This window comes from Desulfuromusa kysingii, from assembly GCF_900107645.1.
Taxonomy (GTDB): Bacteria; Desulfobacterota; Desulfuromonadia; order Desulfuromonadales; family Geopsychrobacteraceae; genus Desulfuromusa; species Desulfuromusa kysingii.
Window position 1 is genome coordinate 218724 of record NZ_FNQN01000003.1, and the last position, 14140, is coordinate 232863.

General features: G+C 46.8%; 11 protein-coding genes. 4 read left to right on the forward strand and 7 right to left on the reverse strand.

Going from position 1 to position 14140, the window contains the following annotated elements:
• The first annotated feature begins 111 nt into the window (after window positions 1-111).
• Window positions 112-1890, forward strand: coding sequence for a thiamine pyrophosphate-binding protein (locus tag BLU87_RS06290; RefSeq protein ID WP_092345851.1), 1779 nt, complete (start codon window positions 112-114; stop codon window positions 1888-1890).
• Window positions 1891-1903: 13 nt separating this feature from the next.
• Here BLU87_RS06290 and BLU87_RS06295 read toward each other — a convergent pair whose 3' ends face one another.
• The 5 genes from BLU87_RS06295 to BLU87_RS06315 form a co-directional block, all read right to left on the reverse strand.
• Window positions 1904-2740 (reverse strand): citrate synthase family protein, encoded by an 837-nt coding sequence (locus tag BLU87_RS06295; RefSeq protein WP_092345853.1) that lies wholly within the window; start codon window positions 2738-2740, stop codon window positions 1904-1906.
• The gene (locus tag BLU87_RS06300; protein WP_092345855.1) at window positions 2730-3539 is read right to left on the reverse strand and encodes a citrate/2-methylcitrate synthase; all 810 of its coding nucleotides are present in this window, start codon (window positions 3537-3539) and stop codon (window positions 2730-2732) included. Before BLU87_RS06300 ends, BLU87_RS06295 begins: the two co-directional genes overlap by 11 nt.
• Before the next feature lie 3 nt (window positions 3540-3542).
• Complete coding sequence (locus BLU87_RS06305) at window positions 3543-5690, reverse strand: TonB-dependent receptor (protein WP_092345857.1); 2148 nt, start codon at window positions 5688-5690, stop codon at window positions 3543-3545.
• 98 nt (window positions 5691-5788) lie between these two features.
• Window positions 5789-7414 (reverse strand): sensor histidine kinase, encoded by a 1626-nt coding sequence (locus BLU87_RS06310; protein WP_092345859.1) that lies wholly within the window; start codon window positions 7412-7414, stop codon window positions 5789-5791.
• A 19-nt stretch (window positions 7415-7433) separates the two neighbouring features.
• Entirely contained in the window at window positions 7434-8420 is a 987-nt protein-coding gene (locus BLU87_RS06315) for an ABC transporter substrate binding protein (RefSeq protein WP_092345861.1), read from the reverse strand.
• 281 nt (window positions 8421-8701) lie between these two features.
• Here BLU87_RS06315 and BLU87_RS06320 point away from each other — a divergent pair, with 281 nt between their 5' ends.
• On the forward strand, window positions 8702-9565 hold the full coding sequence (locus tag BLU87_RS06320) for a mechanosensitive ion channel family protein (RefSeq protein WP_092345863.1): 864 nt from the start codon (window positions 8702-8704) through the stop codon (window positions 9563-9565).
• 19 nt (window positions 9566-9584) lie between these two features.
• Here BLU87_RS06320 and BLU87_RS06325 read toward each other — a convergent pair whose 3' ends face one another.
• The gene (locus BLU87_RS06325) at window positions 9585-10742 is read right to left on the reverse strand and encodes an aminotransferase (protein WP_245706398.1); all 1158 of its coding nucleotides are present in this window, start codon (window positions 10740-10742) and stop codon (window positions 9585-9587) included.
• Between the two features lie 22 nt (window positions 10743-10764).
• Window positions 10765-11898: a M20/M25/M40 family metallo-hydrolase gene (locus tag BLU87_RS06330; RefSeq protein WP_092345867.1), complete on the reverse strand. Its 1134-nt coding sequence runs from the start codon at window positions 11896-11898 to the stop codon at window positions 10765-10767.
• A 180-nt stretch (window positions 11899-12078) separates the two neighbouring features.
• Here BLU87_RS06330 and BLU87_RS06335 point away from each other — a divergent pair, with 180 nt between their 5' ends.
• Together BLU87_RS06335 and BLU87_RS06340 are read left to right on the forward strand one after the other, a co-directional pair.
• Complete coding sequence (locus tag BLU87_RS06335; RefSeq protein WP_092345869.1) at window positions 12079-13428, forward strand: peptidoglycan DD-metalloendopeptidase family protein; 1350 nt, start codon at window positions 12079-12081, stop codon at window positions 13426-13428.
• Window positions 13429-13453: 25 nt separating this feature from the next.
• Window positions 13454-14101, forward strand: a complete 648-nt coding sequence (locus BLU87_RS06340) for an L-fuculose-phosphate aldolase (RefSeq protein ID WP_092345871.1) — start codon at window positions 13454-13456, stop codon at window positions 14099-14101.
• Window positions 14102-14140 lie beyond the last annotated feature (39 nt).

The following is a 14140-nucleotide window of genomic DNA, read 5'->3' on the forward strand; positions in this document are numbered from 1 at the left end:
ATTGATATTATTAAAAGTTTGAAAGACTATAGATTTTATGTAGTATGGCATTTCATTAGTTATTGAAGCCTGATTGGTTTTACTACTATTTTCTGGGAGATCCTTTCTATCATGTCTCAAATCAACGATTCTCGCCGTCTCTACCTTGACCAGAAAAACGACCTTGCCGATTTAGTCATCGAACTTTTAGAAGAACTGCAGATCGATGTTGTTTTTGGTATCCCCGGGGGGTCAATAGAACCTCTCTTTGACGCCATGGCTCGCAGTTCAAGGCGTGGAGGCCTGCGTCCAGTGGTTGCTCGCCATGAGACAGGGGCAGCTTTTATGGCAGAAGGTTATCATCGCGAGACCGGGAAGATAGGCGTCTGTTGTTCGACGACTGGTCCTGGAGCGACCAACCTGATTACCGGGGTCTCTTCGGCTTATGTTGCTCAAATCCCGTTGTTGGTGATTACGGCCCAAACGGCCCTGCCTCTTTTTGGGAAGCTGACCTTGCAGGAGTCTTCTTGTTCTTCTATTAACACGGTTGAGATGTTCCGTTGCTGTACCCGCTATAGCAGCCTTATCTCACATCGAGGGCAACTGGAAGAAAAATTTATTGCGGCATTCACGGCCATGAAAGGAACGCCATCTGGACCCGTCCACTTGAGTATTCCGACCGATATTCTGACGGCCCCCAGACGGATGGGGAGCCGCAGGTCGTTGCTTAAACTTGAGACGATAACGCAGCGACCTAAAACCCTTGATCCAGAGGCTTTGAGTGCGCTTTTGACAGAAGTAAAGCAGGCGCAACAGATGGTTCTTCTTCTTGGTGATGGTTGCGGTCATGGCATCCAAGATATTATGACTTTTGCCGAAAAAAATAACGTCAGGATTGTGACTGGCCCGGCTGGTAAACGTTGGATTGATCATTGTCACCCTCTGTATTACGGGGTTGTTGGCTATGCAGGGCATGCTAGCGCTGATGAGGTTCTTGAAGATCCCGGCAACGATTTGGTTCTCGCTGTAGGCACCCGTCTGGGGGAGATGATTTTTAGCGGTCGCCGGGATGATATTCAATTGAATAAAAAATTGATCCATATCGACAATAATCCTGAACACTTTTCTCAATCTCTTCTGGCACGTCTGCATGTCTGTGGTGCCGTCGATAAGATCTTCAGTGCTTTGAATCAACAATTACCTGATCAGAGGCAGGATGAGAGTTGTTATACACCTTCCGTTCGGGGTGAAAACCCCAACATCGTGGTTGATGATTGTGCGGCCTATGTCTCTTCGTCTACTCCGATAAAGCCACAACGATTGATGCGTGAATTATCGCTGAAAGTTTTGGCGGATTATCGTATTTTTATCGATGCGGGCAACAGTTGGGCTTGGGCAACTCACTATTTGCATCTCTCCAGCAGTAACCGTTGTCACATTGAAATGGGCTTTGGTGCCATGACCTGGGCAATTGGTAACAGTGTTGGGAGTGCCGTTGGCGCACCGGGAACCCCAACGTTGTGTATCACCGGAGATGGAAGCTATCTGATGAGTGGTCAGGAGTTAACGGTTGCCGTTGCAGAGAAACTTCCACTGGTTTTTGTCATTCTCAATGATAGTAATCTGGGGATGGTTATGCACGGTCAGAGATTAGGCGGGGGAGAGCCGATTGCTTTTGAGCTCCCGCCTGTGGATTTTGCTCAGGTGGCTCGTTCAATGGGGGCCGAGGCAGAAACCGTCAGGACCATCGATGAATTGGAAGCTCTAGATTTTATCGCTATGGGAAAACGCAGTGGTCCAACCGTGGTTGATGTCTATATCGATCCTCAAGAAGTTCCTCCCATGGGGGCACGGATGAAAACTCTGGGTCGTGCCGAACAAAACAAGGTCAATGTCGTGGAGACGGCTTAACCGGTTTATAATCTTAACTCTCTTTGACTGGAACGTCTCTTGGGGGGGGACCCTGATAATCGATATCGCTACAGCGCAAGGGGAGGAACGATTCAGGGGGGCGTTCCAGAGCATTAAGATAACAGGCAGTGATGCCACTGTTGGTTGAGATTAAACTGATCCGATAGGCTTCCTCGGCACTTAACCCTTGATCTGCCAGGAAAGCAGATGCGTAACCGTTCATGTTCATCTCTTCGCCATACTCAGCCTTGAGAGCGGCCTCGATTTGATAGGCCAGGGTCAGATGTTCCCCATTCTTGAACCCCAGTTTGATGGCAACTTTCTCCAAAGGTGCGATCCGCTCATCTCCATTCGCAATGGGGCGAGTATAGCCGACAATGTAAGGGCGCCCTTTGTAACGGGCACATTCCTGTGCCACGATTTCAGCAGCGGTTGCTCCCGCCTTTTTTGCTGCAAGAGCTCTGGTAATAAAGTTGATGCCCTCAATAAGGGTTCTTTGCGCGTACAGGCGGGTATCTGCCGAGAGAAGTCCGGCACCGGTTGCTGCTGCTGCAGAACAGCGCATCGTTCCGCCAAGTGCCGCTATTTGGTTACACCAAAGACGTGAATCTGGCCAGCTCAATCCCATATAGGCAGCTTCTAACCAGTCGGCCAGTTTTTTTTCAGGAAGCTTTCCCGTGGCATTCAGAATCATTAATTGAAAATAGGAGATTTCCCCAACACAATCTTTATTGATGTCATAACCGTGGCTGAAAGCCCCCTTGCCAATAATCCAGCCTCCCTTTCGCGAAACAATTTTTCCCCGGCATTGATCCCAAAATGTTGTCTCTGTTGTCTTGTTATTCTTCAATGCGGTAATCCTTGTCTTCTAAGAAGGGCATTGTTGTCAATGGTTTCCCCGACATTTCAAGCCCATGTGCCAAGAGCCCTGGAGCTGAGATTAGCTGAAATATGCCGACGGCTGCTTTGGGATGAAAACCAAGATCAGATAAGACTGCGGCGGTCACACCCGTTGGTAACCAACCGAGATTGAATTCTTGTAGATGTTCACTAAGAAGGGCACCCCATTTTAAGGCTCTACCTGCTCCCGGTAGCGGAAGGAGTAACTCAGCGATCTTTTTGCTGAATTGATCGATTGAACCGAAGCGCATGCCAAATCCAGGAATCGGCTCCCAGTTAGATGGTGATGGATTGCTCAATTGCAGGTGCAAATCTGCAATGATTTCTTTGGGGTCTTTAGCCACATTTTTTCTGAAGAAGCGGACATTTTTTTCTAAACTTCCGGCTCCCAGGTGCTCTCCACTTAAAATACTCAATGAAATCGGTAAAAGTTGCGAGGGAGCAGCTTTGCTAACTCCGGCTAGCATTGCCGCACGGGAAGCCGGATGGCGTGGCCCTGGATTGATAAACGCGATCATCAGTTTCTGCAAGATCTCATTTTGTTGTTGATTTGGCAGCTCGCCACGAAACAGCAGATACAGGGTTTCAGTGAAGCTGCGTTTTTCAGCTAGTTGGGTCAGATCGTACCCTTGGCAACGATAATTGTCTGCAATATACGGGTTGTCATCGTTCGGGACTTCCTGCCAAAAACGGGAAGAAATTTTCGCGCTGAATTCTGTGTTGCGGTTTTTTACTTTTCTTTCATCCATAGATTAAAACCTGTAACGTATCTGTGCCCAGATGCTGCGCTCTTCCAAAGAATAATCATCATAAATGGTGATGTTGCTTGGCTCAGTCGCATTTTCATCGAACAGGTTCTTTATTGCCAGTGAAAAATCCCAATGGTTGTAAATATTTTTGCGACTGAGATTAAGGTTGACTAAAGAATAATCGTCTAGTTGCTTTCTGGAATCATCTTGAGATCGTTTACGCTCAGCTATCCAGTTTAATTGGGTATTTACAAACCACTGTGGTGCAAATTGCCAGTCTGTCTCAAGATAGATTTGATGTACAGGGACATCGGCTATTTGTTTTCCGGTGTCTCGATCTTCAGTGTGCTGCCAAGCATAGTTACCCGTGATCTTGAGGTTTTGTAACGCTTTCCAGATGATTTCCAGTTCGCAACCATAACCCGTTAGATCTCGGTTATTCTGCGCTGTGATAGTCGATTGTCCCGGGTCAGGAACAAATTCAATTAAGTCCTCTGCAATATAATAATAAGTGCTTAAAATACTTTGCAGATTAAATGTGGGCCGATAGTCAAAAGAGAGTTCAATGGTATTGATAATTTCGGGATCAAGGTCAGGGTTTCCGAGGGCAACTGGATTGTTGATGGAGGACTTTTCATTGAAAGTGGGTGCTCTGAAGGCTTTCCCATAGAGCAATTTCGTTGTCAGGTTTTGACGCGTGGACCAGACAAGGGCAATGCGTGGATTGACTGTTGTTCCGAAATCAGAATAATGGTCATAGCGGATACCGCCGGTCAATTCCCAATCACGGGCTAATTGCCATTCATCCTGCAGTGACAGGTACCATAAGGTTCTGCTTGGATCGATCATGAATATATTTGAGGTTCCGGCGACATCGGTCAATGTGCCGTCGATGGGACTGCTGGTCCCGTCAATAACTCCAGGACCGAAGTTTTTGGTTTCTTTGGTGGCTTTGCCCGAGAAGTATTTAAGGCCTGTTGCAACGCGGAATTGATGTGATTTGAGACCAGAATAGTGAGACACGATTTCAAAGGCGCTCTGCTCTTGTGTCCCTTCGGGGTTTCCTAACATGCCATCTGTGAAGGTTACAATGCCTGCCGGAGCTGCACTTAGCTCAAGGTTGCCATCGCTGTTCACCGGCACCGTCGTCCCCGGTGGCAGGAGAACAAAACGGCTCTTGTTTTTGAGATTATAATAAGAGAGATTGAGCTTTATTGACCAGTTTTTAGTCAGATTATCATCTTGATAGGTTAAATCCAGCAGATGTAGATCGTAGTCTTCACCCCCCACAGGATCAAGCGCTAAAGCAGCACCTGCACCTAAACCCGCATCATCCTGTTTCCAATACCAATGCCGAAAATGCCATTTTTTGTAGCCGATATCCAAATGTGAATTAAATACATTGTAGCGGGTATCTAATTCACCAGGAGCTAGAGATGCCGACGTCCCGAAAATACTATCCAGAGATGTTTGTAGATCTGAACTGATTTTTCGTGAATCATCTCCATCGGTTTTTAGCCATTCTAACGACACTGCAACACTTAAATCTCCCCGATGTGCACTATGCTGTAGCCATAGATTTTGCGTATCAAAAGATCCCGTCCTCATGCCCACCTCAGAGCCCATTGTCTCCGCATCTTTAGTAATAATATTGATCACACCAGAATATGCGTCAGCACCATAAATGGCTGAACCTGGGCCACGAATGATCTCAACCCTTTCTATTGCAGTCACGGGAAGGCGAAATTGGAATGGACGACCGGAGGAAATAGCTGGAAAGGCAATACCGTTCATGAGCACTAGCACCTGAGGGTTGAAACTTGTGTGGATGCCGCGAATAGAATAAACCGAATCAAGCCGCCCTTGGTTTGATACTCCCACATGAAGCCCGGGAACCGATTCCAAAACGTCATCAAGGGTTCTTGCGCCCATTCTACTGATGTCTTCAGCAGTAATAACACTGGCGACCGCTGGTGCTTTATAAACGGGCTTACTGCGACCTGTTGCAATGCTGACAAACTCTTCATCGCCATAGAGTGCTTCCAACTCGCCCCCCCCAAGTAGGACTGCCTCCTCAGCTTTGGCCGAAAAGGGTGTCATATTGCACCCGATCAACAGAATGGCAACCAAGTAAATTATTTTTCTTTTCATGGGGATCTCCTGAATAGGGGTCCAATCATTGACCCATTTTACCTTGTTATCTTTTTAACGTGCTGCTGTTCACATGGTACAAAATGAGAAAATACCGCTCAGTACAATGAAAAAAATCTTCGCGTTTCAGTTTTGCCGTTAACCGTCGGTTCCCAACCCTGATCTTGAACAATAGGAATCGGAATGATGATACTGAAAGTCGACCCTTCTCCACGGACACTCTTCACGCTGATTGTCCCCCCCATGAGCTCGCAAAAACTTTTGCTAATAGCTAATCCGAGTCCCGTTCCTTCGTAGCGGCGAGTAATGCTTCCATCGCCCTGGCGGAATTTTTCAAAAATGATTTGCAATTGATTCGCATCCAAACCAATCCCGGAGTCCTTCACTTCGATTGACAGTTGCTCATTTGTTAACCATGAAGAAAGAGTGATATTGCCATCTGTGGTAAATTTAGCGGCATTGCTGAGCAGATTAAGAATGACCTGTATGAACTTTTCTTTATCGATGACCAGTTGTGTCGTTTTGTTATGCGCTACATAGGTAAATTTATTATTGTGGTAACTCATCATCGGTGCTGTCGTTTGGACAGCTTCCTTGATGACTGCATCCAGATCAATTGTTTCCAACTTGAGGTCCATCCGTCCTGATTCAATTTTGGAGAGGTGGAGGATGTCATTGATTAAATTAAGCAAGCGGCTTGAACTGTTGAGAATAAATCCTACTTGCTCAGCTTGTTCATCTGCGCCGATGTATTCAAGCTCTTCAAGTACGAGATCGGCATAACCGATAATTCCTTGCAGGGGAGTCCGTAATTCATGACTGATATTGGCTAAAAATTCTGATTTGTGTCGATTGGCACTGAGCGCTGCGTCACGGGCTTCGATCAGTTCATGGGTTTGGATCTGGACTTCAGCTTCGAGGTGCTTGCCATATTGGCGTAGTTTTCGATCACGATCTTCCAGATTGACCATCATCGTATTAAATCCGCGGGCAAGGTTGATGATTTCCCGGGGACCTTCTAACTCGGCACGGATGATACTCCCTTCCGAGTTGTTTTGGTCCATGACTTCAATCAGTTGATAGAGCGGCTTGATGAGCCTTTTGATGCCTAGATTAGTTAATATGATAATGACTAAGGCAAAGGCCAAGGCAATCAGAATATTATTGAGAAAAATATTATATTGCAAAGCCCTCAATGTCGCTTTATCAATAACAAGGTAGACATAGCCAAGAAGTTCGGGGCTTGGCGCGTTGGTAAAAACATCTTTATCTTCCTCTTTATTCCTGTCGTTACCCGCAGTGTTGGCCGGAGCAATTATGTGCCATGCCTGGCTGGTTTCATGGAATACGTATGGTTCGTCAATCGACGGTTGTTGCTTAAAAACTGTATCATCCTGCGGTTCTGTACCGAGAGATGCCAACAAATTAAAATCCATTTGGTAAATTGCGGCATAAATAGTGTCGGGAAAACTTAAAATTGTGCCAAGGGGGTCTTGAGCATTTTCCGGGCTGGCATAAAGGAGTGCGAGTATACTTTGTTCCGCGAGGGTATCGGCGAGCTGTAGGCCTTGGGCAACCATTTGTCGTGATGCTTTGGCACTGGCAACCCAGGCGGTCGTTATGGCCGCGGTGAGTGCCAAGCCGAGGATGCCCAGAGTGACGATTCCCAGAAGTTGTCCTCTGAAGCTGGAAAATATATTGCGGAATCTATCTATAAATTTCATCTCTATCTCTACAGCCTCTTCATCGTGATGGAAACGTTAAGTCAAAGCGACGTTGTTGCTGTGACGTAAAATTGAAACCAAGGTGGGCTGCGGTCCGCAGGTTTACTGCTGTCAGTAATGTTGTGACCGGGGAGACGGGTGGCACCATTTCTCCTGTCAGTTGTTTTACTAATAAATGGGCTAAGTCCTGACCCATACCAAAATTATCGGCATACATAGAAAACAGGACTCCGCGTTGAACATCGGTGGGTTTACTGGAAAAAATCACTAAATCCCGGTTCCAAGATTCCTGCAACAACATGGGTAAGACAACTTTTTCATTGGCGCTGATAGGATCAAGGGGTAACCAGATCGCATCGGTTTGATTATTGGATGTCTGTAAAATGTCACGATACTGAATCACTGCTTCACGGAGATTTTCGACCGGGTATGGTTTTAATGTCAGGCCGTACTGTTCGGCTGCCAGCTCGGCTAACGATATCAACCAGGTGTTGACTGATGGAGAAAATACGACAGAGATTGTTGTGATTTTCGGTGCGATTGCTTTTAGTTTATCAAACTGTTGTTGCGGATCGGCTGAAAGGCTGATGCCTGTTTTCCCCTCGGGGATATACAGGAGGGCCCCGTAAATAGTTGGTAACTGATTTTGTAACGTTTCTGCTGCGATGGTTCCCCGTTTGCCAAGTGCAATAATTGCTTTCGAGTTTGTTTTGATCAGATGATCTTTTAATCTGCTCTCTGAATCCTCTTTTTTTAAGGAGAGGGGATGAATTTGCAATGTTTGTTGCGAATCGATCCCGGCGATTATTTTGTCAAAGATTGCGTCATAGGGGGCTGAGACGTCAGGGTAAAGGATGGTGACATTTTCTTCAGCCCACGCGGGAGAGATGAAAAAGATCAGCATGAAACAGATTAGAAATTGTAGCAAATAGGCGAACGATCGTCTGGGAAGCTGTCTGTTGCTGGGGTGCATGGGAAGGGAAAATGGTTGTGGAGTTATAGGCATAGTCTGCTGAAGCTAGAGTAATATTAATTTTAAACAATATGATAAAGTTAATTATTTAAAATATTTCATAAACTCTTATGCAGGTCAACTGTTTTTTTGGTTTTAATGAAAGGGATCATGTGCTTTCTGATCGCCGTGATTTGCTTTGAAATCAGCCTGAAGACAAAATCTGGATAATATTTGTTGCAGGGATTCTTTTTGGTATGCTGTATCAAGGATATTGTTTTGACCATCCTGCCAAGGGCTTGATATCGATATAAATTGCATTAAAGGAGAGTGATATGGAAGTGGAAAATAGCGCCATTTTTGGCCAAGAACTCGAAACGGTGCAGAAGGTCATTGATGTTGTGACTGAATTTGTCATTAACTACAGCTTCCAGATTGTCGGCGCTCTGATTATTCTTATCATTGGCTTGAAATTGTCAGGCTGGTTGTCGCGTCTGGTCTTGCGGCTATGTGACAAGCGCAATATTGATGTGACCCTTGCCCGTTTCTTTGCCAGTTCTACCAAGCTTTTGGTGATGATGTTTGTGATCATCATCGCCATTGCTAAGTTTGGAATCTCCATTGCACCATTTATTGCTGCATTGGGTGCTGTCGCTTTTGGTAGCAGCTTGGCCATTCAGGGGCCATTATCCAATTATGGTGCGGGATTGACGCTGATTCTTACCCGTCCCTTTGTGGTGGGGAATACCATTACGGTGCAAAGCGTCAGTGGTGTGGTAGAAGAAATTCGTCTGGCCGCAACTATTTTGACAACTGAAGATGGGGAAGAGTTGACCATTCCCAACAAATTGATTGTGGGTGAAATTCTGCGCAACTCTTTCGCAAACAAAATTATCGAGACCAGTGTCGGAATCTCTTATGAAGACGATCCTCAACGGGCGATCGCAGTGTTGCAACAAGTGTTGGCACAATTTCCTGAAATTTCTACTGATCCTGCCCCTCAGGTTGGCATTGAGGCCTTTGCCGATTCTGCCATCAATATTGGCATGCGCTACTGGGTGCCGACAAAACAATACTTTCATGTCCTCTATCAAGTGAACCTTGCCATTCACCAAGCTCTGTCTGAAGCAGGAATTACTATCCCATTCCCGCAGCAGGATATCCATATCAAGAGGGATGCGTCGGAAACAGTCGCCTGACGTTGAGGAAAATCCGTCTTTAACAGTGCTGTAATCTCGCAATGGCATCAGGAATTTGCGCAGATTCTATGTTTCCGAAAGAGAGGCGCAGATAAGATTCAAGCCCCGGTCCAAAAGTTTCTCCGGGCAAGCAGATGAGATTTTCTTTCTCAACCAGCCGTTGCGCAGCCTGACGGCCGTTCAGATCTTTCCATGGGTGTTTAACCCAAGCAAAAAAAGAGCCGCTGGCGATCAGTTCAAAAGCGGTTTTTGCCGCCTGAAAATCAGTTTTGAAGCGATCATGTCGCTGGCGCATGGTTAAGCTGTTTTTCGCCACCCAGGCGTCCAAATGCTGACATCCAAACTGCAACGCCAATTGAGCCGTACGCGGTTGACAGACAACCATACTGTCTTGAACTTTTAAGGTGTGCTGGATGACGTTTTCGCTGGCGATCAAGGCTCCGCAACGGAGACCTGTCAGGGCGAAAGTTTTACCAAATGATGCAATTTGAATAAAGTGATCAGGCCAATCAGTGCAGTTAAACAGAGAATGAGGTGCGGTGCCGATAAAGGCGTTATAGGTCTCGTCCAGGATCAAGCTGATGTTGCGAGCTTGTGCCAATTCAAAAAAACTATTGATCTGCTTGGCCGGGATCACGGCGCCGGTTGGGTTACTTGGTGTCACCAGTAAAATGGCTTTGGTCTTTGCATTGATTAAGCGGCTGATCGCTTGGAGATCTGGTTGGCCAGCATTTGTCGGATCAAAGGGGGCGCAGACGGGTTTAATGCCAAGGGCTTGCAATCCCATAAGATGATCAAAATAAGCAGGGAGTTGAATAATCACCTCATCGCCGGGTTGACAGAGCGTTGTCATGGCTAGCCAGAAGGCCTGGCTAGCACCGATGGTTAAACAGAGTTGCTCCGGTTGCGGAGCCCCGTGGTAGTGGCGATGATACCAGCGACAAACCTCTTGACGAACGTTTAGGAGACCCTCGTCGGGGCTGTATTTAAAAGTGAAAGGGTCATCCATAGCCCCCTTTAAGTGTTCAATCAACTCTTTCGGGGGTGAATAACTGGGGACCGCCTGGCACAGATCAACGAGAGGTTTATCTGCCGCAAAGGTCTGCTTCGTCAGCCAGCTTTTAACTTCGGTGATCGGGGGTGTTTGAATCTGCTTTATGTGCTCTGCGACTTTCACTGCAACTCCTGAATCTTGCTCTCTAGGCTCTGCGGATGATTTCAACCAACAACTCGCTGGCTTTGACCATATCAGCAACGGCTATCTGCTCATTGATGGTATGGATCTTGTCCATTCCTGAGGCGATGATCACAGTTTCGATGCCATGGCCGTTGAAGACGTTGGCGTCGGAACCGCCTCCAGCAGATTGAATTTTCTGTGGTCGCCCCAAGGCGGCACCAGCTGCGTGGATAATTTTTAGAATCGGGGCATCTTCAGCGACCCCCATAGGAGAGAAGTCCTCCTTTAACTCCAGAGCCATGGTCGCGCGCTTGGTTTCACCATTAACCGTGATCGTGGCTTTTTCGACCTCTTCTTCAACCGCGCCGATGATCCGTTCGGTCTGTTGGCGTAGTTTATTGAGATCGTGGCTGCGAACTTCACCGCGCAGGGTCACTTGTTTGGGGACGATGTTGACGGCGAGTCCACCGTGAATGGTGCCAATGTTGGCGGTTGTCTCTGCATCGATTCTGCCGAGAGTCATTTTTGCTATGGCGCGGCTGGCGATCTGGATCGCAGAGAGCCCTTGCTCCGGACAAACACCGGCATGAGCTTCGTGACCAAAGATGTCGATATTAAAACGGTTGGCGGCCGGGGCCCGATTAATGACAATATCAACACCGGAGGTATCAAGGACAACCCCCTGTTTCGCTTTTAATTGGCTGCAGTCAAAATTCTTGGCACCCAGAAGCCCTTGCTCCTCACAGACAGAAATAACAATCTCCAGTGGACCGTAGGGAATCTTCTGTTCCTGCAACACTTCAATCGCTTCAATAATTTCGACAATTCCAGACTTGTCATCACCACCGAGCACGGTGTCTCCCGCACTGGTAAAGAGACCATCTGTCAAAACAGGTTGAACATTTTCCGCTGGGGTGACCGTGTCCATATGGGCTGATAGCAGCAACGGCTCTCCTGCTCGGGTGCCTGGTAGCCGGGCCATCAAATTGCCGCTGCTGCTGCCGATCTTTTCTCCGGCATTATCAAAACAAATGTCAGCACCGAGCTCTTTGAATCGTTTCTCAAGATATTTTGCTATATCAGCTTCTTTGAATGATGGGCTGTCGATGCTTGCTTGCCGCATAAACTCGTCAGAAAGTCTCTGTTGATTGACCATGCTTTAATATCCTTTATCGTGGTTATAAGTGAGCCGCTATGTTATCCCCATGAGAGACCTGTGGCAATATCTGAAAAACGAATAATCAGTGACTGGACAGGAGAAAGGGGAAACTGTTATAATATTCAAATTAAATATCAAGATATGAATTATTCCTAATAATTGTTTGCGGATTGATCAATGGCTACCAACACAGATTTTCAACCCCCGCATAAATCGGCGGTTGGATTTAAAAAGAAATTGAAACCGGGGCGTTGGGTTGCGTTGTTTGCAGTGGCTGTGTGCGTTGTTCTCAGTGTCTTGTTGTTGCGTGGTGGAGCCAGTTTCAGTCCGGAAGGCAAACAAGAACCGTTACCTGTGGCAGCTCCTGTTGTTCCTCCCGCTCCTCCTGAACCCGTTTATGCTGAAATAAAAAATACGGTTCCATCAGGATCTTCAATTACTGCACTGCTGGGAGAATATTTCACTGACCAGGAAATTTATCATTTAAATCAGCAAAGTGATGCTGTCTTCCCCTTCACAAAAATATGTGCTGGAAACCCTTATAAAATTGTGACTCTGGATGGGGAGTTCAGCTCATTTATCTATGAAATTGACGCTGAAGAGCAATTGGTCATCAGTCGTGAGGCTGATCAGATCAATATGGAACGTCAACCGATTCTTTATGATGTTGTCACCGAGGTCATTCACGGCACCATCGAGAGTAGTCTTTTCGATGCCATAGCTGCCATCGACGAATCACCTGAGTTGGCCTACGTGCTTGCCGATATCTTTGGCTGGGATATTAATTTTATCCTTGATATTCGCGTTGGTGACACATTTCAGGCGCTGGTGGAAAAACGCTTTCGCGAAGGTCAATGGGCCGGTTACGGTAAGGTTCTCGCGGCAGAATTTGTCAATCAGGGTGAAACGTTCAAGGCCATCCGTTTTAAGGACGGTGATCAGGCGACATCCTTCTACAATGAGAAGGGTGAGAATATGCGCAAGACTTTTTTGAAGGTTCCTCTCTCGTTTACGCGGATATCCTCTGGTTTCACCATGCACCGCTTCCATCCAATTCTGAAATCATGGAAATCTCATCCAGCGATTGATTACGTTGCTCCGGTGGGGACGCCGATCAAAACGGTAGGGGATGGGAGTATCTACAGGATTGGTTATACCAAAGGCAATGGTAATTTTATCGAAGTGCGTCACAGCAATGGTTATGCAACGATTTATTTGCATATGAAAGGGTTCGCCAGAGGATTGAAAAAGGGGACCCGAGTGAGTCAGGGGCAGGTGATCGGTTATCTTGGTGGTACCGGTATGGCGACGGGGCCGCATCTCTGTTTCCGGATGCGACATAACGGCGCTCCGGTCAATCCGACCAAGCTCAAGGCTCCGGCAGCCAAGTCTGTCAGTGCAGAACATCTGGCCGAATTTCAAGCCCTTGCGGCCCCTCTGCTGGCACAATTAGAGGACAAACGCGATCATCAACAAGTGGCCAAACTTGACCTTTCACAAGAGACCTCAGCTACGGATCATCTGTAATGAGAAACAGGTTCGGGAGATTATTATGTTGATGTTGCAGGAGCGACAACAGATTGTTGACTATGGTATGCAGCTGATCCGTTCTGGTTTGACGACAGGCAGCGGCGGGAATCTGAGTATCCTCAGTAGAGAAGATGACCTGATTGCGATCAGCCCCAGTGGCATCAATTATCATGATATGACGATTGCCGACGTTGTTATCGTCGATCGTAGCGGACAGCGGGTTGAAGGGGAGTTGAAACCATCGAGTGAGTTAGGTTTCCATCTTGCTCTCTATTCTGCTCGTGAAGATATCAACTCTATCGTGCATACACACTCGGTTTACGCAACGACTATCGCTTGTCTCCATTGGGAGATTCCGGCGGTGCATTATCTGGTTGCCTTTTCTGGTGATAAAGTCCCTTTGGCCCCCTATGCAACGTTTGGAAGTGCTGCTCTGGCTGACAATATCATTGCCAGTATTGGCGCTTACAATGCTGTGCTATTGGCAAACCATGGCCTTGTGGCTGTCGGTGATGGTATGAGTAAAGCCTTTAACACGGCAGAGGAAATTGAACTTGTTGCCAGAATCTACTATCAGGCAAAATCAATCGGTGAACCTGTTCTCGTCGATGCAGAGGAGATGAAAGTCGTCAGCGAAAAATTCTGCAGCTATGGGCAACAGGACAAATAATATTGTCATCAGCATTAACAACACAGCAATGTAATGCGT